This is a genomic window from Kitasatospora sp. NPDC093550, assembly GCF_044764985.1.
Classification (GTDB): domain Bacteria; phylum Actinomycetota; class Actinomycetes; order Streptomycetales; family Streptomycetaceae; genus Kitasatospora.
The window spans coordinates 128,773-148,812 of record NZ_JBIWJF010000005.1 but is presented as its reverse complement, the minus strand read 5'-3'; the positions used below and the strand labels follow the sequence as shown (position 1 = coordinate 148,812).

Sequence of the window (20,040 nt, the reverse complement as noted above, 5' to 3'; positions counted from 1 at the left end):
GAGAGTTCCCGCAGTTCTCGCAGTTCCCGCAGTTCCCGCCGGGGCCACGGCGGCAGCGGTGCGGCTCAGGGCGGGCGGCTCGGTGCGGGCAGCTCAGCGCAGGCAGCCGGTGATGCGGACGTTGATCTGCGTCCGGCCGGTGAGGCCGTTGGCGGAGTCACGGGCGGTGAGGACGAGCGGATAGGTGCCGTCGGCGAGCAGGGGGACCGTGAAGGTGGCGGTGGTGCCGTGGCCGAGGGTGAACGGTCCGTTGGGCCCGATCAGTTGCCAGGTGGTGGCCTGCGGGTCGGTGATCGGCTGGTTGCCGGGCCGGGTGCGGGCGGTGCCGCTGACGTGCTCCTCGCAGCCACGCCGCAGGGTGCCGCCGGACGCGGGCTGCTCGATGGTGACGGCCGGTGGCTGCGGTTCGGGGTTCGCGGTGGGTGAGCTGCTCGGAGTGGTCGGCGGGGCTCCGGTCGGGCTGTGGCCGCCGGGCTGACCGGACGGGGTGCTGGGCGGGGCCCCGGTCGGGCTGTGGCTGCCGGGCCGGTTGGACGGGGTGCTCGGCGCGGTGGAGGGGCTTGGCGAGGGCGACTGCGGCGACTGCGGAGACTCGGACGGCGAGGTCGACGGCGCGGTCGACGGCGAGGCGGAGGGCGGGAGCGTCGCCACGGCGGTGGGTGAGGCGATCCCGCCCGGGACGTCCACGGCGGGCGGCGGTTGCGGCAGCCCGGTGGCGACGTGGACCGCGCCCGGCTCGGTGGGTTCGGCGTCGATGGTGGCGCAGACGGCGGCGGCGACCATGTGCTGGCTGTCCGGTGCGGTGGTGCCGCGCAGGAGCTGGTCGTCGGGGCTGTGCGGGTGGCTGTCGAGGTAGACGTTGCCGGTGGCGGTTTCGCGGTCGCTGTGCTCGATCCACACCGAGTCCTCGTACTGGGCGCCGGCCTGCTGCCGGTTGCGGCCGGTGATCCGCCAGTCCTTGACGGCGTGCCCGCTGGCGCCGGGGGTGGGCCCGGAGGCCGGGGCGTACAGCCAGCCGTCGCTGTGGAAGCGCTCGGCCCCACCGACCGACTTCTCACGGAAGCTGAACCCGCCGCCCACCACGAAGCGGCCCTTGGGGCAGGCGACGGCGGCCCCGGCGGTTCCACCGGCGGGAACGTCCGCCGCGCTGGTCACGATGGTGGCGGAGGGCAGTTTGGCGCAGATCGGCCGGAAACCCACCGCGTAGTTGGCCTCGGACGGCTGGGGGTCGACGATCTGGGTCATGCGCTCCGCGCCCTCACTGTTGCCCAGGGGGAACGGGCGGGTGCTGAGTGCCGTCCCGGGGTTGGTCTTGGCGGCGAAGTAGATGGGGATGCTGGAACCGATGTCGGCGGCGGCCGAGTTCAGTTCGGCCAGTGGCACGGGAGCCACCGGCCGTCCGGTGACCAGGCGGGTGGCCCGGAACTCCGCGCCGAGCTCGATGAACCCGCCGCCGCCGCAGTCGGGCTGGGCCAGCGGCCTCGAGGTCAGTCCGGCGAACGGGCCCCGCTCGGTCAGGTCGCCGCCTCCGATCTTGTCGCCGACGCGGTCCTGGAAGGCGTGCGCCCGCTGGGTGTACTCGCCGCGCGGGGCGAACTCCACCGGCGCGTTGACGCACAGCACGTAGGTGGTGAGGGTCACGGAGGTGTCCCCGGGGTTGTACGCGGACACCAGCCAGGCGGAGCTGCCGGCGAACTCGCTGGTGGTGGGGAACCCGGCGCCGTCGACGGCGTACCCGCCGCCGAGCGCGGTCTCGTGCTTGGCACATCCGGCCACCGCGGCCTGTTCGCCGCCGCCCGCGACCACGACCTGCGCACTGCGCTGCACCACCTGGAGCGTGGGGCCGTGGACGGCCCACCAGACGCCTGCTCCGGCCGCCGTCAGTCCTCCGGTGACGATCAGCGCGGCCGTCCGCCCGCCGATCCCTCCGCCGAGCTTCGCCAGGACCCCCGAGCCCATCCCCGCCGCCTCCCACCCGCGCCCGTCCGCAAGCCCGTCTGCGGTGTGGGCACTGTAGCGCCGGGGCGACGCCGGGCCCAGGGGCCGCGCACGGCGACTGCGGAAGCCGGACGTGCGGCCCGGGCCCGGACCGGGGCCGCCGCGCGTCCGTCTCCTGACCTGCGCTGCCCGACCGTTGCGGGCGGCCCGGGCCCGGTGACCCGGCGCAGCACCTTGCGGACCCGGGGGTCGGGACGCGTCTGTCCGCTCGGAGGAAAACAAGCAGGCGTGATTGCTTTTTTCTCTGCCCGGTGCCACGCTGCTGCCCGGCGGCGTTCGTGTGGGGGCGCCGCCAACTCACCGGCAGGGGAGGCGCATTGGTGCGCGAGCGCACGGTACTGCGGATCGGCAACGCCTCGGGGTTCTACGGGGACCGTTTCGCCGCGGTGCGGGAGATGCTCACCGGCGGGCCGCTGGACGTGCTCACCGGGGACTACCTGGCCGAGCTGACCATGCTCATCCTGGCGCGGGACCGGCTGAAGGACCCGTCGCGCGGGTACGCCCGGACCTTCCTGCGGCAGATGGAGGAGTGCCTCGGCCTGGCCCGCGAGCGCGGGGTGTCGATCGTGGTGAACGCCGGTGGCCTCAACCCGGCCCGGCTGGCGGAGGAGTTGCGCGAGCTGGCCCGGCGGCTGGGGGTGGAGGCGAGGGTCGCGCACGTCGAGGGTGACGACCTGCTGCCGCGCCGGGAGGAACTCGGCCTGCCGCAGGGGTTGTTGGCGGCCAACGCCTACCTCGGCGCGTTCGGCATCGCGGCCTGTCTGCGTGAGGGCGCCGAGGTGGTGGTGACCGGCCGGGTGACGGACGCGGCGCTGGTCGTCGGGCCCGGGATCGCCCACTTCGGCTGGGCGCCGACGGACTTCGACGCCCTGGCCGGGGCGGTCGTCGCCGGGCACGTCCTGGAGTGCGGCGCCCAGGCGACCGGCGGCAACTACGCGTTCTTCCGCGAGCACGACGTGACCCACCCCGGCTTCCCGCTCGCCGAACTGCACGCCGACGGCTCCAGTGTGATCACCAAGCACCCGGGCACCGGCGGCGCCGTCACCACCGGTACCGTCACCGCCCAACTCCTCTACGAGACGCGCGGATCGCACTACCTGGGCCCGGACGTCACGGCCCGGCTGGACACCGTCCGGCTCGCCGAGGAGGGCCCGGACCGGGTCCGGATCGACGGCGTCCGGGGCGAGGCCCCGCCGTCCACCCTGAAGGTCGGGCTCAACGCGCTCGGCGGCCACCACAACGAGGTGGTCTTCGTCCTCACCGGTCTGGACATCGAGGCCAAGGCGGCCCTGGTGCGACGGCAGTTCGCCCAGGCCCTGCCGGCCGCGGCCCGCCCGGCCGAGCTGCGCTGGACGCTGGCCCGCACCGACCACCCGGACGCTCCGACCGAGGAGGCCGCCTCCGGGCTCCTCCGGCTCACCGCCCGGGACGCCGACCCGGCCAAGGTCGGCCGCGAACTCGGCAAGGCCGCAGTGGAGTTGGGTCTGGCCGGCTACCCCGGCTTCCACCTCACCGCCCCGCCAGGGCCGGGCGCGCCGTACGGGGTGTTCACCGCCGCGTACGTCGACGCCAAGGCCGTCGAGCACACCGCCGTGCTGCCGGACGGCCGCCGGATCGCCGTGCCGCCCGCGCCCGTCAGCGACCGCTCGGCCGGCGACCGACCGACCCGCGACCGACCGACCCGCGACCGATCACCCATCGACCGATCCTCCTGCGACCTATCGCCCCGCGACCGACCGCTCACCGCCCAAGGCGGAGGCGGCGAAACGCAGTTGCCCGAGCCGCTGCCGCCCGGCCCCACCCGTCGGGCCCCGCTCGGCCTGGTGGCCGGCGCCCGCAGCGGCGACAAGGGCGGCGACGCCAACCTCGGGATCTGGGCCCGTACCGAAGAGGGCTGGCGCTGGCTCGCGCACACCCTCACGGTCGACCGGCTGCGTGAACTCCTGCCCGAGACGGCGGGGTCGGACGTCACCCGGCAGCTGCTCCCGAATCTGCGCGCGGTCAACTTCACCGTCGCCGGTCTGCTCGGCGAGGGCGCCGCCGCCCGGCACCGCTTCGACCCGCAGGCCAAGGCCCTCGGCGAGTGGCTGCGCTCGCGCCACCTGGACATCCCGACCGCCCTCCTCGACACCCCGGAGACGCCGCTGTGACCGTCCTGCCCACCCGCGTCGACCCGGCCGGGCCGGAGTACGCCGAGCACCGCGCCGCGATGCTCGACAAGCTCGCCGAGCTGGACGCCGAGCACGCCAAGGCGCTGGCCGGCGGCGGCCCCCGGTACGTCGAACGCCACCACGCCCGAGGCAAGTTGCTGCCGCGCGAGCGGATCGAGCTGCTGATCGACGAGGACTCGCCGTTCCTGGAGCTCTCCCCGCTCGCCGCCTGGGGCAGCGACCACCCGGTGGGCGCCGCGCTGGTCACCGGCATCGGGGTGATCGAGGGCGTCGAGTGCGTGATCACCGCCAACGACCCCACCGTGCGCGGCGGTGCCAGCAACCCGTGGACGCTGCGCAAGGCCCTGCGCGCCAACGAGATCGCACTGCACAACCGCCTCCCGCTGGTGAACCTGGTCGAGTCCGGCGGCGCCGACCTGCCCAGCCAGAAGGAGATCTTCATCCCCGGCGGCGCCCTCTTCCGCGACCTCACCCGCCTGTCCGCCGCCGGGATCCCCACCGTGGCCGTGGTGTTCGGCAACTCGACGGCCGGCGGCGCGTACGTGCCGGGCATGTCCGACCACACCGTGCTGGTCAAGGAGCGCGCCAAGGTGTTCCTCGGCGGCCCGCCGCTCGTCAAGATGGCCACCGGCGAGGAGGCCGACGACGAGTCGCTCGGCGGCGCCGAGATGCACGCCCGCACCTCCGGCCTGGCCGACCACTTCGCCGTCGACGAGGCGGATGCGCTGCGCCTGGCCCGCAGGACCGTCGCCCGGCTCGACCACCGCAAGCCGGGCCCGGCCCCGGACGTGCGTGCCGAGCCGCCGAAGTACGCCGAGGAGGAGCTGCTCGGCATCGTCCCGGGCGACCTCAAGGTGCCGTTCGACCCGCGCGAGGTGGTCGCCAGGATCGTCGACGGCTCCGACTTCGACGAGTTCAAGCCGCTGTACGGCCCGAGCCTGGTCACCGGCTGGGCCCGCCTGCACGGCTACCCGGTCGGGATCCTGGCGAACGCGCAGGGCGTGCTGTTCAGCGCGGAGTCCCAGAAGGCCGCCCAGTTCATCCAGTTGGCGAACCAGCGCGACACCCCGCTGCTGTTCCTGCACAACACCACCGGCTACATGGTGGGCAGGGACTACGAGCAGGGCGGCATCATCAAGCACGGCGCGATGATGATCAACGCCGTCGCGAACTCGACCGTGCCGCACGTCTCCGTGCTGATGGGCGCCTCCTACGGCGCCGGTCACTACGGCATGTGCGGGCGGGCGTACGAGCCGCGGTTCCTGTTCGCCTGGCCGAGCGCCAAGTCCGCGGTGATGGGCCCGCAGCAGCTCGCCGGGGTGCTGTCGATCGTCGCCCGCCAGTCGGCCGCCGCGAAGGGGCAGTCGTACGACGAGGACGCGGACGCGGCGATCCGCGCGATGGTCGAGCAGCAGATCGAGGCGGAGTCGCTGCCGGTGTTCCTGTCCGGCCGGCTCTACGACGACGGCGTGATCGACCCGCGCGACACCCGGACGGTCCTCGGCCTGTGCCTCTCCGCGATCCACAACGCGCCGGTCGAGGGCGCGCGCGGCTACGGCGTCTTCCGGATGTAGTGAGGGGACCTGACAATGCTCACCAACCTGCTGGTCGCCAACCGCGGCGAGATCGCCCGCCGGGTCTTCCGCACCTGCCGGGCCCTCGGCATCGCGACCACCGCCGTCCACTCCGACCCGGACGCCGACGCCCCGCACGTCCGCGAGGCCGACGCCGCCGTCCGGCTGCCCGGCGCCGCGCCCGCCGACACCTACCTGCGCGGCGACCTGATCGTCCGGGCCGCCCTCGACGCGGGCGCCGACGCCGTCCACCCGGGGTACGGATTCCTGTCCGAGAACGCGGAGTTCGCGCAGGCCGTGCTCGACGCCGGCCTGACCTGGATCGGCCCGCCGCCCGCCGCGATCGCCGCGATGGGCTCCAAGACGGCCGCCAAGCGGCTGATGGCGCGGGCGGGCGTGCCCGTCCTCGACGCCCTGACCGAGCCCACCGAGGCGGACCTGCCGCTCCTGGTCAAGGCGGCGGCCGGCGGTGGCGGACGCGGCATGCGCGTCGTGCGCTCGCTGGCGGAGCTGCCGGGCGAGATCGAAGCCGCGAAGGCCGAGGCGGCCAAGGCCTTCGGCTCCGACGAGGTGTTCTGCGAGCGCTACCTGCCCGCCGGACGCCACGTCGAGGTCCAGCTGATGGCCGACGCGCACGGCACGGTCTGGGCGGTCGGCGACCGCGACTGTTCGCTACAACGCCGCCACCAGAAGGTGATCGAGGAGGCCCCGGCGCCCGGGATCCCCGACGGCGCGCGCACCGCGCTGCACGAGGCGGCCGTCGCCGCCGCCCGCGCGATCGGCTACGTCGGCGCGGGCACCGCCGAGTTCCTCCTCTCCGAGGACGGCCGCTTCCACTTCCTGGAGATGAACACCCGCCTCCAGGTCGAACACCCGGTCACCGAGGCCGTCACCGGACTCGACCTCGTCGCACTCCAACTCGCCGTCGCCGAGGGCGAGAAGCTCGCCGCCACACCCCCGCCCACGGACGGCTGCGCGATCGAGGTCCGCCTGTACGCCGAGGACCCGGCGCACGACCACCGCCCCGCCACCGGCACCCTGCACCACTTCGAACTCACCGTTCCACACGAGGAGTTCATCGGTACTCTCCGCCTCGACTCCGGCGTCGAGAACGGCAGCACCATCACCCCGCACTACGACGCAATGCTCGCCAAGGTGATCGCCTGGGCCCCGACCCGCACCGCCGCCGCCCGCCGGCTCGCCGACGCCGTCGCCCGCGCCCGGCTCCACGGACCCACCACCAACCGGGAGTTGCTCGTCCGCGCGCTGCGCCATCCGGCCTTCCTGGAGGGCCGCCTGCACACCGGCTTCCTCGCCGAGCACGCGGCCGACCTCACCGCCCCGGACGACAAGGGCGCCGCCCGGGCAGCCCTGGCCGCCGCCCTCGCCGACGCCGCGTCGCGCCGCACCCCTCTGCCGTCCGGCTGGCGCAACCTGCCGTCGCAGCCGCAGGTCAAGCGCTACCGCACGGCCGACGCAGAGGAGTTGGAGGTCCGCTACCGCCTCACCCGGGACGGCCTGCGGGCCGACGACCACCCGGACACGGCCCTCGTCGCGCACGAGCCGGACGCCGTCACCCTCCGCCACGGCGGCATCCGCCGCACCTACCGCGTCGCCCGCTACGGCGAGGACGTCTACGTCGAGACTCCCGACGGCACGACCGCCCTCACCGCCGTGCCCCGCTTCCCCGATCCCACCGCGCAGACCGAGCCGGGCGCCCTGCTCGCCCCGATGCCCGGCACCGTCGTCCGCATCACCGCCGCCGCCGGGGACACCGTCACCGCCGGGCAGCCGCTGCTGTTCCTTGAGGCGATGAAGATGGAGCACAGCGTCACCGCGCCCGCCGACGGCACTCTCTCGGAACTCCGCGCCACTCCGGGGCAGCAGGTCGAACTCGGCGCCCTGCTCGCCGTCGTCACGTCCCCCCAAGAGGCCTGAGGAAGGACCCGCATGTCCGCCACCGGCAGTCAGCTCCTCGAAACCCCCGAGCGCCAGGCCCTGCGCCGGGCCGTCGGCGACCTCGGCCGCCGCTACGGCTCCGCGTACTACCTCGCCAAGGCCCGGGCCGGCGAACCCGCCGACGAACTGTGGGCCGACGCCGGCAAGGCCGGCTACCTCGGCGTCAACCTGCCCGCCGAGTACGGCGGCGGGGGCGGCGGCATCACCGACCTGGCCATCGTCCTGGAGGAACTCGGCACCGCCGGCTGCCCGTTGCTCCTGCTGATCGTCTCCCCGGCGATCTGCGGCACGGTCATAGCCCGCTACGGCACGGACGAGCAGAAGCGCCGCTGGCTGCCCGGACTGGCCGACGGCACCCGTCGGATGGCCTTCGGCATCACCGAGCCGGACGCCGGCTCCAACGCGCACCGGATCTCCACCGTCGCCCGCCGCGACGGCGAGGACTGGCTGCTCACCGGCCGCAAGGTGTTCGTCTCCGGCATCGACCACTCGGACGACGTGCTGTTCGTCGCCCGCACCGAGGACGCCCGTACGGGCACGCTCAAGCCCTGCCTGTTCGTCGTCCCGCGCGAGACCCCGGGCTTCGAGTACCGGGCGATCCCGATGGAACTCGTCGCCCCCGAGAAGCAGTTCCAGGTCTTCCTGGACGACGTCCGGCTGCCCGCCGACGCCCTGGTCGGCGACGAGAACGCGGGTCTGCTGCAGTTGTTCGCGGGCCTCAACCCGGAGCGCATCCTCACCGCCGCCTTCTCGCTCGGCCTGGCCCGCCAGGCCCTCGGCAAGGCCGTCGAGTACGCGAAGACCCGGACCGTCTGGTCCACCCCGATCGGCGCCCACCAGGGCCTGGCCCACCCGCTCGCCCAGTGCGCGGTGGAGATCGAGCTGGCCCGGCTGATGACCCAGAAGGCCGGGCTGCTCTACGACGCGGGCGAGGACGTCGCCGCCGGGGAGGCCGCCAACATGGCCAAGTACGCGGCCGGCGAGGCCGCCGCCCGTACCGTGGACCAGGCCGTGCAGACCCTCGGCGGCAACGGCCTCACCCAGGAGTACGGGCTGGGCGCGCTGCTGGCCGCCACCCGGGTCGGCCGGGTCGCCCCGGTCAGCCGCGAGATGGTGCTCAACTACGTCGCCCAGCACACCCTCGGCCTGCCGAAGTCGTACTGAACCGCCGCGCCGTCCCGACGGCGGCCCGGCGGCCCGGTCGTGCCGGGGCCCGGCGGTGCAGCGGTGCAGCGGTGCAGCGGTTCAGCAGCTCAGCGGCTCGCCGACAGGTGGGCGAACACCACGGTGTTGGACTCGTACCCGGTCTTCCGGTCGAACTTCCCGCCGCAGGTGATGAGCCGCAGTTCCGCGCGGTCGGCACTGCCGCCGCCGTACACCAGCGTGTCCGGGAAGTCCTGCTTCGGGAACACCCGGACGGAGTCGACGGTGAACACGGCGGTGTGCCGGTCCTTGCGGACCACCTCGACGGTGTCGCCCGGGCGCAGCAGCCCGAGCCGGTAGAAGACCGCCGGCCCGCTGCGGTTGTCCGCGTGCCCGACGACGATCGCGTTCCCGCCGGCCCCGGGCGCGGCGCCGTCCCGGTACCAGCCGGTCAGGTTGCGCTGCTCCATCGGCGGGGTGGCCAACTGCTGCGCGGCGGTGAGGCCGAGGCCGGTCACCGGAGCGTCGACCTTGATCGCGGGGATCCGGATCCTGGTCGGCACCGAGGCCGGCAGCGGCGGCGCGGCGGGCACCGGGGGCGGCGTGGGCGCGGTGGCGGGTGCCGCCCCGGCGGCCGGTGAGCCGGCGGGGGTGGAGGGCGCGGGCGGTAGCGGCGGTCCGTGCCGGCCGGCGGCGCCGTCGTGGACCAGCCAGGTGCCGCAGGCCGCGAGCACCAGCGCGGCGACCCCGGCCCGCCAGAGGGCGGGGCCGGGGCCGCCGCGGGGCGCGCGGGCGGGACGGTCAGGATTCGGCATTGGGTCCGGGACGGCGGCGCATGGCGCGGACGGCCAGTCCGCCGGCACCGACGACCAGGGCGACGCCGCCGATCACCTCGGCGGCGTTCGCCCCGGAGGTGCCGCCGCCACCGGTGCCCACCCCGCCGTGCGGGCCGCCGCTCGGCGAGTGGCTCGGGGAGTGGCTCGGGGAGTGGCCGGGGGAGGGCGAGGAGCTCGGGGAGCCGCTCGGGGACGAGGACGGCGAGGAGGAGGGTGAGGAGGACGGCGACGAGGACGGGGACGACGAGGGCGAGGAGGTGGCGCAGGAGACGTCGAAGACCTTCTGCTTCGCGTTCCCGTTCTCGCCGACGAAGGTCCATTCGAGCTTGTAGTGCCCGTCCGGAAGGCTGTACGTCTGGGTGCTGCCGGTGCCGTTGGTCAGGACGATCGACCCGGCCAGCACCAGGGCGTTGCCGGTGGGCGGCTGCTGCGAGATGGTCCAGGTCACCAGCTGGACGGTGTCGAAGTCGAAGGCGTCCAGGTAGAACCGGCAGACCTTGGGCTCGTCGCGGGTGTCGGCCACCGGAGTGGTGTCGTTGTGGATCTTCACGTCGCCGTTGTCGCCCGGCGCGGCCAGTGCGGCCGGCGCCGCGCCGAGGGTCAGCGCGAGCGCGGCGCCCGCGGCGGCGAGCAGCCGGCGGGCCGGGGGCAGGGGAGGGGAGGTGGTGCGCACGGTGGGGTGCTCCATGGTCCGGGGGCCGCTCCCGGGGGCGGGCGGCCGTGGTGCAACACCGTCCGGGCAGGCGCCCCCCGGAGCAACTGCGCCACGCGAGCCCCGCCCCCGGTTCCCCACAATGGCCCAGCCCCGCCCCGCACTGTCCGTATGCTCCTGAACGCGCCCTCGCAGCTTTTGTTGCCGCGTCAACTTCCTTACTGGAGGCTTACCTTGGTGTTCCGTAGCGAGTTCCCGGACGTCCCCGTGGTCGACCTGCCGATCCATGACGCGGTCCTCGGCGCCGCGGCCCGGTACGGCGACCGGCCCGCCCTGATCGACGGCCTCACCGGGGAGCGGGTCAGCTACGCGCGGCTCGCCGACGCGGTCGAACGGGTCGCCGCCGCACTGGCCGGATCGGGCGTGCGCCGGGGCGACGTGGTCGCCCTGTTCAGCCCCAACTCGATCGCCTACCCGATGGCCTACTACGGCGCCACCCGGGCCGGCGCCACCGTGACCACCGTCTCCTCGCTCGCCACGCCCACCGAACTCGCCGGCCAGCTGCGCGACAGCGGCGCCCGCCGGCTGGTCACCGTCTCCCCCTTCCTGCCGACCGCCCGCGCGGCCGCCGACCTGCTGGGCGAGCAGGACCACCCGCTGACCGAGATCGTCGTCCTGGACGGCGCCGACGGCCACCGCTCGCTCGCCGACCTGCTGGCCGCGCCCGGCCCCGCCCCCGAGATCGCCTTCGACCCGGGCGAGGACGTCGCCGTGCTGCCCTACTCCAGCGGCACCACCGGCCTGCCCAAGGGCGTCATGCTCACCCACCGGTCGATCGCCACCAACCTCGCCCAGTGCGACGCCCTCTACCGCCCCGCCGTGGGCGAGCGGGTGCTCGCCGTGCTGCCGTTCTTCCACATCTACGGCCTCGCGGCGCTGCTCAACCAGCCGCTTCGCTGCGGCGCCACCGTGGTGGTGCTGCCCCGCTTCGACCTGGAGCAGTTCTGCCGCGCCGTCGAGGAGCACCGGGTGCAGGCCCTGGTGGTGGCCCCGCCGATCGCCCTCGCCCTGGCCAAGCACCCGGCCGTGGACCGCTTCGACCTCTCCTCCGTCGAGTACCTGCTGTGCGCCGCCGCCCCGCTGGACCGCGAGCTCGCCGCCGCCTGCGCCCGCCGCCTCGGTCTGCCGCACCTGCTCCAGGGCTACGGCATGACCGAGCTCTCGCCGGTCACCCATGTGGTCTCGCCCCGGGAGAGCGAACCCTCGCTCGGCTCCGTCGGCCGGATGGTCCCCTCCACCGAGCTGCGGGTCGTCGCCCTGGACGGCTCCGACGGCGACCTCGGCGCCGGTGAGCGCGGCGAACTGCTGATCCGCGGGCCCCAGGTGATGAAGGGCTACCTCGGCCGCCCCGGCGAGACCGCCGCCGTGATCGACGCCGAGGGCTGGCTGCACACCGGTGACGTCGGTTACGTGGACGAACGCGGGTACCTGCACATCGTCGACCGGGTCAAGGAACTGATCAAGTACAAGGGGTACCAGGTCGCCCCCGCCGAACTGGAGGCCGTGCTGCTCGGCCACCCGCAGATCGCCGACGCCGCCGTGATCGGCGTCCCGGACGCCGAGGGCACCGAGTGCCCCAAGGCCTTCGTGGTCCGCGCCGAGGGCAGCGAGCTGACCGCCGAGGAGGTCACCGGGTACGTCGCGGCGCTGGTCGCCCCGTACAAGAAGGTGCGCGCGGTGGAGTTCGTGGACGCCGTCCCCAAGTCCGCGGCCGGCAAGATCCTCCGCCGCGAACTGCGCGCCCGCGAGGCCGAGCGGGCCGCCGTCCGGTAGGGCGTCCCGCGGGCCGGGCCCCCGGCCGCCGGACACCGCCGCCCGTCTGTGAGGATCGACCCGCCGCGCCCCCCTCCGGAACAGGAGCCGCCCACCGCCATGACCAGCCACGCCACCGCCCGCACCCCCCAGCAGGACCGCAGCCGCGCGACCAGGGCCCGGCTGCTCGCGGCGGCCGTGGACTGCCTGGCCGAACTCGGCTGGCACGGCTCCACCGTCACCGTCGTCGCCGAGCGGGCCGGCGTCTCCCGGGGCGCGGCCCAGCACCACTTCCCGACCCGCGAGGACCTCTTCACCGCGGCCGTCGAGCACGTCACCGCCGAGCGGCTGGCAGCCGTCCGCGCCCACGCGGACGAGCTGCCGGCCGCCGGTCCCGACCGCACCCGCGCCGTGGTCGACATGATCGTCCGCCTCTACACCGGCCCGCTGTTCCGCGCCGCCCTGCACCTGTGGACCGCGGCCGCCACCGAGCAGGCGCTGCGCGAGCGGATCATCGCGCTGGAGGGCCACGTCGGGCGGGAGGCCCACCGGGCCGCGGTGGAGTTCCTGGACGCCGACGAGAGCCGCCCCGGCGTGCGCGAATCCGTGCAGGCCACGCTGGACCTCGCCCGCGGCCTCGGCCTGGCCAACCTGCTCACCGACGACAGCCTCCGACGATCCGGAGTGATCCGGCAGTGGGCGGGCGTTCTGGAGAGTACGCTGCGCCCGGTACGCCCATGACGCCCGGACATCCCGAGCGGCCGGACGACCCCTGACCAAGGGGTCGCCGGGCGACCGATGTCCGTGCAGTCTGGAGAAGAACCCCGGCCGGCACGGACCGCGAGGCCCACCCGGCCGGGCACGAGCCGAACCGGGGTGCTGCCTGATCATGCACGGACACGAGTGGGACGCGACCGCCGCCGACCCGGCACCGGGCGGCGACGCGGCACGTCCCGAGGGGGCACGTCCCGAAGGCGCCCGCAGAGGCGGGCCGGCTACCGACGACACACGCACCGAGGGCCACCGGGTCGTCCCGCTCGCCACGGCCCTGCTCCAGGCCGACGGCCTGATCCTGCACTGGAGCGAGGACGCCGAGGCCCTGCTGGGCTACACCACCGAGGAAGCCGTCGGCAGCTACGCCGCCGAGCTGCTCACCGACGGCGGCGACCGCGCCGAGGTGCTCGCGCTGTTCGAACGGATCATGGGCGGCTCCGGCTGGTCCGGCGTCTTCCCGGTCCGCCACCGCGACGGCCACACGGTCGACCTGGAGTTCCGCGCCTACCCGGTAGCCGGCCCGGCGGGCACCCTGCTGCTGCTCGCCACGGCCTCCGACATCCGTGCCCTGCACGCCGTCGAAGCCGACCTCGCGGTGCTGGACGGCATCTTCGGCCGCTCCCCGATCGGCATGGCCGTCTACGACACCGACCTGCGGTTCGTCAGGATCAACGAGGCGCTCGCCCGGATGAACGGGGTCCCGGTCGCCGCCCACCTCGGCCGCCGGATATCGGCGGTCCTGCCCGGCATCAACACCGCCGAGATCGAGCAGACCATGCGGCAGGTCCTGAAGACCGGCAAGCCCGTGGTGGACGCCCGCTCGCACGGCCGCGTCCCCGGGGACCCCAAGCGGGACCGCGCCTGGTCCGCCTCCTACTTCCGCCTCGAGGACTCCACCGGACGGGTGTTCGGCGTCTGTTCCTCGATCATCGACGTCACCGAGCGCTTCCAGGCCGAGGCCCGCGCCGCCCGGGCCCAGGAGCGGCTCGCCACCATCGCGGAGGCCACCGCCCGGATCGGCACCACGCTCGACCTCCAGCGCACCGCCGAGGAACTGATCGAGGCCGTCGTCCCCCGGTTCGCCGACTTCGCCACCGTCGACCTGCTGGAGCCGGTGCTGCGCGGCGCCGAGCCCACCCCGATCCCCGCCGACCGGACCGTCACCCTGCGCGCCGTCGCCGTCGGGGAGTCCTACGAGACCGGCCTCGCGAGCGCCGTCGACGTCGTCGGCGAGACCTCCGAGTACGCCCCCGACCGCAGCTACACCCAGTGCCTGCGCAGCGGGAAGCCGCTGCTGCGGGCCCAGGTGGACGAGGAGGTGCTGCGCGGGCTGGTCTCCAGCGACGACCGGGTGGCCCCCGGGATGGCGGCGGGCATCCACTCGTACCTGATGGTGCCGATCACCGCCCGGGGCATGGTGCTCGGCGGCTCCGAGTTCATCCGGATGCGCAACCCCGAGCCCTTCACCGCCGCCGACGTCGCCCTCGCCGAGGAGCTGGTCGCCCGCACCGCCCTGGCGCTCGACAACGCCCGGCTCTACCGCCGCGAGCGGGAGACCGCCCTCACCCTGCAGCGCAGCCTGCTGCCGCAGGAGGTGCACCGCACCCTCGGCCTGGAGATCGCCTACCGCTACCTGCCCAGCAGCGTGGTCAGCGAGGTCGGCGGCGACTGGTTCGACGTGGTCCCGCTGTCCTGCGGGCGGGTCGCCCTGGTGGTCGGCGACGTGATGGGCCACGGCATCCGGGCCGCCGCCACGATGGGCCAGCTGCGCACCGTCGCCCGGACCCTCGCCACCCTCGACATGCCGCCCGAGCAGGTCCTCACCCGGCTGGACGAGACCGCCTCGGGAATCGGCGAGGGCCAGTTCGCCACCTGCATCTGCGCGGTGTACGACCCGCTGGAGCGCACCGTCCAGGTCGCCGCGGCCGGGCACCTGCCGCCGGTCCGGGTCGCCCCCGACGGCACCGCCGAGAAGGTCGAGGTGCCGCCCGGCGTGCCGCTGGGCGTCGGCGGGGTGGCCTTCGAGTCGATCGAGTTCAGCATCCCCGAGGGCGGCATGGTCGCGCTCTACACCGACGGCCTGGTGGAGCGGCGCGGCCAGGACCTGGACGCCGGGATCGACCTGCTCGCCCGCACCCTGGCCGGGCCCGGCCGGACCCTGGAGGAGAGCTGCGACGCGGTGCTCGCGGCGCTGGTCACCGACGGCACCGAGGACGACATCGCGATGATCATGGCGCGGGTGCTGCCGCTGCCCGCCGACCGGATCGCCACCCTCCCGCTCAGCGGCGGCGGCCGGCTGCCCGGCAAGGCCCGTCGCTTCACCCGCGCGACCCTGGAGGCCTGGGGCCTCACGGCGCTGACCGACTACGCCGAACTGCTCGTCAGCGAGCTGGTCACGAACGCCCTGCTGCACGCCGACGCCCCGCGCCGGCTGCGGCTGTTCCGCGACCGGGTGCTCACCGTCGAGGTCTCCGACGCCGGCGGTCAGACCCCGCAGCTGCGCCCCTTCGCCGAGCAGGACGAGGGCGGGCGCGGGATGTTCCTGGTCAGCGAGCTGGCCCAGCGCTGGGGCAGCCGGCTCACCCGGGACGGCAAGGTGGTCTGGGCCGAGCTGGAGCTGCCCTTCGGGGCGAAGTAGCCGGGGCCGCCCACGACGGAACGGCCGTTCTCCTGGGGAGAACGGCCGTTCCGTCGGAGGGACCGCCGGAGGCTGCCGGAGGGCCGGTCAGACCCGGGCCTTCTCCGGGCTCGGGGCCTTGTGCGGGCTCGGCGCGGGCGCCTCGGCGGCCTCGGCCGGCACTCCGGCGGCCGCGTCCGGCTCGGACAGCCCGCGCAGCAGCCGCCAGGCCATCACGGCCGCGCCGACCAGCAGCGCGGCGGCCAGCAGCCCGGCGCTGTTCATGCCGCCGACGAAGACCTGCTTCGCGCTCGCCAGCAGCGGCTGCGCCACCTCGGAGGGCAGTCCCTGGGCCGTTTCGACCGCCGAGCCCAGCGACTCGCCGGCCCGGGCGGCGGCGGCCGGGTCCGTCCCGGCCGGGACGACCAGCCCGTTGGCGTAGATCGAGCCGACCACCGAGCCGACCAGGGCGATGCCGAGCGCGGTGCCCAGCTCGTACGCCGTCTCGGAGACCGCCGAGGCGGCCCCGGCCTTGTCGGCGGGCGCGGCGCCGAGCACCAGGTCGGCGCCGAGCGTGTAGACCACGCCCTCGGCCGTGCCGACCAGCAGGAAGGAGGCGGCGAGCAGCAGGTAGGTGGTGTCCTGCTCCAACCAGCCGAGCGCGCCGACGCCCAGCCCCATCGCCAGCAGACAGGCCGTCAGCGCCGTCCGGGCGCCGAAGCGCCGGGCCACCCGGGCGGTCAGCAGACCGCCGACCACCGAGCCCGCGAAGGCCGGCAGCTCGGCCAGGCCCGCCTGGAGCGGCTGGTAGCCGCGCACCAGCTGCAGGTACTGGGAGACCACGAAGATCACGCCGGAGAGCCCGACCAGGGAGATCAGCGAGGCCGAGACGGCCGCCGTGAAGCGCCGGTCGCGGAACAGCCGGACGTCGAGCAGCGGGGTCTCCAGCCGCAGCTGGCGGCGGACGAAGGCGGTCAGCGCGGCGGCGCCCAGGACGAAGGCGACCGGCACGTCCCAGCGGGCCACCCCGTGCGCGGCGGCCTCCTTGACCGCGTACACCACGCCGATCACCCCGGCCATCGACAGCGCGACGCTCAGCACGTCCCAGCGGCCCGGCTTCGGGTCCTTGGACTCCGGCAGCAGCCAGAGGCCGAAGCCCAGCAGCAGGAGCAGCACCGGGATGTTCAGCAGGAACACCGACCCCCACCAGAAGTGCTCCAGCAGCACCCCGCCGACCACCGGCCCGAGCGCGGCGCCGGCGGTGGCGGCCGCGCCCCAGACGCCGATCGCGGTCGCCCGCTCCCGGTCGTCCGGGAAGAGGCTGCGGATCAGCGACAGCGTGGACGGCATGATCGTCGCCCCGGCGACGCCGAGCAGCGCGCGGGCCACGATCAGCCAGCCGGCGCTCGGCGCGTAGGCGGCCAGCAGCGAGGCGGCGCCGAAGGCGGTGGCACCGGCCAGCAGCAGCCGCTTGCGGCCGATCCGGTCGCTCAGCGCGCCCATGCTGACCAGCAGGCCGGCCAGGACGAAGGAGTAGGAGTCGCCGATCCAGAGCAGCTGGGTGCCGCTGGGGCGCAGCGTCTCGCTGATCGAGGGGATGGCGAGGGAGAGGACGGTCGCGTCCAGCGCGACCACGGTGACGGCCAGGACGAGGACGGCGAGGCCGGTCCAGCGCTGGCGGGCGGTCAGGGGCGTGTTCATGGCGTATCGGTGTCCGGTCTGCGGTCCGAAGTGCTGGGGGTGGTGGGGGCGGGGGCGGCGGCGCCCGGTCTGCGCAGGGCGCCGCCGAGGAAGAGCTCGGTGAGCGAGAAGGCGGCGTCGCGCGGGGCGAGCCGGCCGTCCTGGATGGCCCAGCCGACGCCGGCCACCAGGTCGAAGAAGGCCTCGCTGAGCCAGGCGGCGCTCAGCTCGATCCGGAACGCGCCCTGCTGCTGGCCGCGCAGGAAGAGCGCGTGCAGCCGGGCGATCTGGAGCTCCCAGAGGTCGTTGATGTCGTCGTGCTCGTAGAGCTGGTTCTCGCCGGCCAGGAAGGCGCAGAGCATGGCGTCCGGTACCGAGGCGTGCACCAGGCGGCGCAGCGCGGCCTCGGCGTCCCCCTCCTCGACCCCGGCGGTGTCCAGGGCCGCGGCGAAGCGGCGCAGGCCGAGCAGGCCGACCTCGCGGATCAGCGCCTCGCGCCCCGGGAAGAGCCGGTGCAGCGTCGCGCGGCTGATGCCGGCGGCGCGCGCGATCTCGTCCAGGTGGGCGGTCGGGCGGCGGGAAAGCACGCCGACGGCGGCTTCGAGGACGGTGTCGCGGTCGGTGGCCATGAATCGAGTGTAGTGCAGATGAGACATGGATGTCTCAAAATAAAATCCTGGGTCTCAGATGGATCGCCGGTGGCACGGTCTTCGGGCAGCAAAAAACCGGGGACGGCGGGTGCCGTCCCCGGTCGGGGTGCCGCTGCGCCCTCGGGCGCCGCGACTCAGCTCTGGTTGTAGAAGCCGGTGTCGTCGATCGGGCGGTCGATCACCGTGACCTCGACGTCGGACGGGGTGAGCAGGAAGACCCGGCGGGCGATCCGCTCGATGCCGCCCCGGGTGCCGAAGATCAGCCCGGAGGCGAAGTCGACCATGCGCTTGGCCTCGGCCTCCTCCATCTCGGTGAGGTCCATGACCACCGGGATGCTCGCCCGGATGTGCTCACCGACCGTGCGCGCCGCCTCGAAGCCCGTCGGCCGCAGGGAGACGATCTTCGCGGGCGCGGCGACGGAGGGCACCGTCTCCTGATCCACCCACTCGTCGTCGTACACCGCGGCCGGGTAGTTCCCCGAGGGCATCAGCCACCCGTTGTGGTGCTCGTCGCGAAGTGCTCCCATGCCGCGCCTCCCTGCCTCGTCCCGTCTGGTCCCCCGGGGGTGCGTGTCGTGTTTTGACACGTCATCCACTCGTCGGAACTGTCCGAGTATCGCACTGTTCACCGGTCCCGTGCCCGCTCGCGACCCCCGTACGAGTCGTGCCGCGCCGGAAACCCGGGCGGACCCGGGCAAAGAGAGCAGACGCGGCGGACGGTCGTACGGTTGCGCGCGTAGACCATATCGGTAGCGGTCACCGGTTAATTGACCTTCTGTCAACAATGCGGGAACGATTTCACGCGGTGACTCACTCGCCGGTCGAGCCGTCCACCGATTCGCGCAGGAGATCGGCGTGGCCGTTGTGCCGCGCGTACTCCTCGACCATGTGGGCGAGGATCCAGCGGAGCGTCACTTCCTCGCCGCGGCGCAGCCGCTTGCCGACGGTGTCCAGCGGCAGACCGGCCGCGGCGCTGCGGGCGGCGTCCACCTCGGCGCGCCAGGTGGCGAAGTCGGCCGCGACGTCCGCGGTGTCCACGTGGTCGAAGTCGCCGTCCGGATCGGCCTCGGTCCAGAAGTGGCCGACGATCTCCGCGCCGAGCAGGACGCTCTGGAACCAGTACCGCTCCACCTCGGCCATGTGCCGGACGAGGCCGAGCAGCGAGAGGTTGGACGGCGGGACGGAGCGCAGGCGCAGCTGGTCGTCGGTCAGGCCCTCGCACTTCCGCGCGAGGGTGCTGCGGTGGTAGTCGAGGAAGGCGGTGAGGGTGGCGGCCTCGTCGGCGGCCATGGGCGGGTCGATCCGCGGGTTCGATTCGGTCATGGCGGCCATCCTGGCGTCGGGCGCCGCGCCCGCGCGAACGATTTGTTCGCGCCTCGGCCCGTTCGCCCGGTCGGGTGGGCAGCCGACCGGACAGGGCAGCCGGCCAGGCAGGCCGGCGGCCCGCCGGTCAGGCGGCGGTCGCCCGGCGGCGGGCCCGGGCCGTCCGCAGCAGCCCGGCCAGGCTGCCCAGCCCCAGCAGCGCGAGCACGCCCGCCGACAGCAGGAAGCCCGCCGACCCGGGCCGGCCCGCGGTGGCCGCCGCCGTCACCACCACCGCCGTGGTCGGCACCGAGCCGACCGCGGTGGCGAGGACGAAGTGCGGGAAGCGCGTCCCGGAGAAGGCGGCGCCGTAGTTGATCGCCTGGAACGGCACGCCGGGCAGCAGCCGCAGCACCAGCACGCTGCGGAACCCCTGCTCGGTGAACCGCCGGTCCAGGGCGCCGAGCACCCTGCCCCTGAGATACGGACGCAGCGCGTCGCGCCCGAGCCCCCGGCCGAGGCCGAAGGCGAGGGCGGCGCCCAGCGTGGTGCCGAGCACCGCCATCGCGACGCCCTGCTGGACGCCGAGCAGCAGTCCGGCCGCCGCGTTCAGGGCCGGCCGGGGCACGAAGGCCACCGTCCCCACCGCGTACACCAGGGCGAACAGCGGGCCGAGCCAGTACCCGGGCATCCGCTCGGCGAGGTCGCCGGACAGCAGCTGCGTCGGATTCCACAGCAGCAGCGACCCGGCCGCCGCGCCGAGCAGCACGATCAGCAGCGCCGGCCGCCACCGGGACGAACGCGGTGCGGCGGGCGGTGCGGGGGTGGCTTCTGGCTGGGGCACCGCCCGAGCCTAACCGGGGCGGCGGGCT

General features: G+C 74.6%; 15 protein-coding genes. 7 read left to right on the top strand and 8 right to left on the bottom strand.

Going from position 1 to position 20,040, the window contains the following annotated elements; all coding sequences use genetic code 11:
* Window positions 1-93: 93 nt before the first annotated feature.
* On the bottom strand, window positions 94-1,959 hold the full coding sequence (locus ACIRD3_RS09735) for a hypothetical protein (protein WP_402213700.1): 1,866 nt from the start codon (window positions 1,957-1,959) through the stop codon (window positions 94-96).
* A gap of 434 nt (window positions 1,960-2,393) precedes the next feature.
* Here ACIRD3_RS09735 and ACIRD3_RS09730 point away from each other — a divergent pair, with 434 nt between their 5' ends.
* Genes ACIRD3_RS09730 through ACIRD3_RS09715 form a run of 4 tightly spaced genes read left to right on the top strand, consistent with a single transcriptional unit; the run spans window position 2,394 to window position 8,866 of the window.
* Complete coding sequence (locus tag ACIRD3_RS09730) at window positions 2,394-4,148, top strand: acyclic terpene utilization AtuA family protein (RefSeq protein WP_402214031.1); 1,755 nt, start codon at window positions 2,394-2,396, stop codon at window positions 4,146-4,148.
* On the top strand, window positions 4,145-5,743 hold the full coding sequence (locus tag ACIRD3_RS09725; protein WP_402213698.1) for an acyl-CoA carboxylase subunit beta: 1,599 nt from the start codon (window positions 4,145-4,147) through the stop codon (window positions 5,741-5,743). The genes ACIRD3_RS09730 and ACIRD3_RS09725 overlap by 4 nt, the downstream gene beginning before the upstream one ends.
* A gap of 15 nt (window positions 5,744-5,758) precedes the next feature.
* On the top strand, window positions 5,759-7,681 hold the full coding sequence (locus ACIRD3_RS09720) for an acetyl/propionyl/methylcrotonyl-CoA carboxylase subunit alpha (RefSeq protein WP_402213696.1): 1,923 nt from the start codon (window positions 5,759-5,761) through the stop codon (window positions 7,679-7,681).
* A gap of 12 nt (window positions 7,682-7,693) precedes the next feature.
* Window positions 7,694-8,866: an acyl-CoA dehydrogenase family protein gene (locus tag ACIRD3_RS09715; RefSeq protein ID WP_402213694.1), complete on the top strand. Its 1,173-nt coding sequence runs from the start codon at window positions 7,694-7,696 to the stop codon at window positions 8,864-8,866.
* Between the two features lie 89 nt (window positions 8,867-8,955).
* Here the strand turns inward: ACIRD3_RS09715 and ACIRD3_RS09710 are convergent, their stop codons facing one another.
* Window positions 8,956-9,660, bottom strand: coding sequence for a class F sortase (locus tag ACIRD3_RS09710; RefSeq protein WP_402213692.1), 705 nt, complete (start codon window positions 9,658-9,660; stop codon window positions 8,956-8,958).
* Window positions 9,647-10,369: a hypothetical protein gene (locus ACIRD3_RS09705; RefSeq protein WP_402213691.1), complete on the bottom strand. Its 723-nt coding sequence runs from the start codon at window positions 10,367-10,369 to the stop codon at window positions 9,647-9,649. The genes ACIRD3_RS09710 and ACIRD3_RS09705 overlap by 14 nt, the downstream gene beginning before the upstream one ends.
* Window positions 10,370-10,567: 198 nt before the next feature.
* Between ACIRD3_RS09705 and ACIRD3_RS09700 the strand changes: the two genes are divergently transcribed.
* The 3 genes from ACIRD3_RS09700 to ACIRD3_RS09690 all read left to right on the top strand — a co-directional run bounded on the left by ACIRD3_RS09700 (window position 10,568) and on the right by ACIRD3_RS09690 (window position 15,557).
* Window positions 10,568-12,166: a 4-coumarate--CoA ligase family protein gene (locus tag ACIRD3_RS09700; protein ID WP_402213689.1), complete on the top strand. Its 1,599-nt coding sequence runs from the start codon at window positions 10,568-10,570 to the stop codon at window positions 12,164-12,166.
* 99 nt (window positions 12,167-12,265) lie between these two features.
* On the top strand, window positions 12,266-12,886 hold the full coding sequence (locus ACIRD3_RS09695) for a TetR/AcrR family transcriptional regulator (protein WP_402213687.1): 621 nt from the start codon (window positions 12,266-12,268) through the stop codon (window positions 12,884-12,886).
* Window positions 12,887-13,034: 148 nt separating this feature from the next.
* A complete protein-coding gene (locus ACIRD3_RS09690; RefSeq protein WP_402213685.1) occupies window positions 13,035-15,557 on the top strand; it encodes a SpoIIE family protein phosphatase in 2,523 nt (840 codons plus the stop codon).
* An 87-nt stretch (window positions 15,558-15,644) separates the two neighbouring features.
* Here ACIRD3_RS09690 and ACIRD3_RS09685 read toward each other — a convergent pair whose 3' ends face one another.
* The 5 genes from ACIRD3_RS09685 to ACIRD3_RS09665 all read right to left on the bottom strand — a co-directional run bounded on the left by ACIRD3_RS09685 (window position 15,645) and on the right by ACIRD3_RS09665 (window position 20,012).
* Window positions 15,645-17,237, bottom strand: coding sequence for an MFS transporter (locus tag ACIRD3_RS09685; RefSeq protein ID WP_402213683.1), 1,593 nt, complete (start codon window positions 17,235-17,237; stop codon window positions 15,645-15,647).
* Window positions 17,234-17,845: a TetR/AcrR family transcriptional regulator gene (locus ACIRD3_RS09680; protein ID WP_402213681.1), complete on the bottom strand. Its 612-nt coding sequence runs from the start codon at window positions 17,843-17,845 to the stop codon at window positions 17,234-17,236. The genes ACIRD3_RS09685 and ACIRD3_RS09680 overlap by 4 nt, the downstream gene beginning before the upstream one ends.
* A gap of 155 nt (window positions 17,846-18,000) precedes the next feature.
* On the bottom strand, window positions 18,001-18,393 hold the full coding sequence (locus ACIRD3_RS09675; protein ID WP_402213680.1) for a cell division protein SepF: 393 nt from the start codon (window positions 18,391-18,393) through the stop codon (window positions 18,001-18,003).
* A gap of 283 nt (window positions 18,394-18,676) precedes the next feature.
* Entirely contained in the window at window positions 18,677-19,189 is a 513-nt protein-coding gene (locus tag ACIRD3_RS09670) for a DinB family protein (RefSeq protein WP_402213678.1), read from the bottom strand.
* Between the two features lie 127 nt (window positions 19,190-19,316).
* Window positions 19,317-20,012 carry a TVP38/TMEM64 family protein gene (locus tag ACIRD3_RS09665; RefSeq protein WP_402213676.1) on the bottom strand — a complete coding sequence of 232 codons (696 nt, stop codon included), beginning with the start codon at window positions 20,010-20,012 and terminating at the stop codon, window positions 19,317-19,319.
* Window positions 20,013-20,040: the final 28 nt, after the last annotated feature.

Coding starts and splice junctions, on each gene's coding strand:
- ACIRD3_RS09735 (WP_402213700.1), bottom strand. CDS start 1,959: ATGGGCTCGGGGGTCCTGGCGAAGCTCGGCGGAGGGATCGGCGGGCGG.
- ACIRD3_RS09730 (WP_402214031.1), top strand. CDS start 2,394: ATGCTCACCGGCGGGCCGCTGGACGTGCTCACCGGGGACTACCTGGCC.
- ACIRD3_RS09720 (WP_402213696.1), top strand. CDS start 5,759: ATGCTCACCAACCTGCTGGTCGCCAACCGCGGCGAGATCGCCCGCCGG.
- ACIRD3_RS09715 (WP_402213694.1), top strand. CDS start 7,694: ATGTCCGCCACCGGCAGTCAGCTCCTCGAAACCCCCGAGCGCCAGGCC.
- ACIRD3_RS09710 (WP_402213692.1), bottom strand. CDS start 9,660: ATGCCGAATCCTGACCGTCCCGCCCGCGCGCCCCGCGGCGGCCCCGGC.
- ACIRD3_RS09705 (WP_402213691.1), bottom strand. CDS start 10,369: ATGGAGCACCCCACCGTGCGCACCACCTCCCCTCCCCTGCCCCCGGCC.
- ACIRD3_RS09695 (WP_402213687.1), top strand. CDS start 12,266: ATGACCAGCCACGCCACCGCCCGCACCCCCCAGCAGGACCGCAGCCGC.
- ACIRD3_RS09690 (WP_402213685.1), top strand. CDS start 13,035: ATGCACGGACACGAGTGGGACGCGACCGCCGCCGACCCGGCACCGGGC.
- ACIRD3_RS09685 (WP_402213683.1), bottom strand. CDS start 17,237: ATGAACACGCCCCTGACCGCCCGCCAGCGCTGGACCGGCCTCGCCGTC.
- ACIRD3_RS09680 (WP_402213681.1), bottom strand. CDS start 17,845: ATGGCCACCGACCGCGACACCGTCCTCGAAGCCGCCGTCGGCGTGCTT.
- ACIRD3_RS09675 (WP_402213680.1), bottom strand. CDS start 18,393: ATGGGAGCACTTCGCGACGAGCACCACAACGGGTGGCTGATGCCCTCG.
- ACIRD3_RS09670 (WP_402213678.1), bottom strand. CDS start 19,189: ATGACCGAATCGAACCCGCGGATCGACCCGCCCATGGCCGCCGACGAG.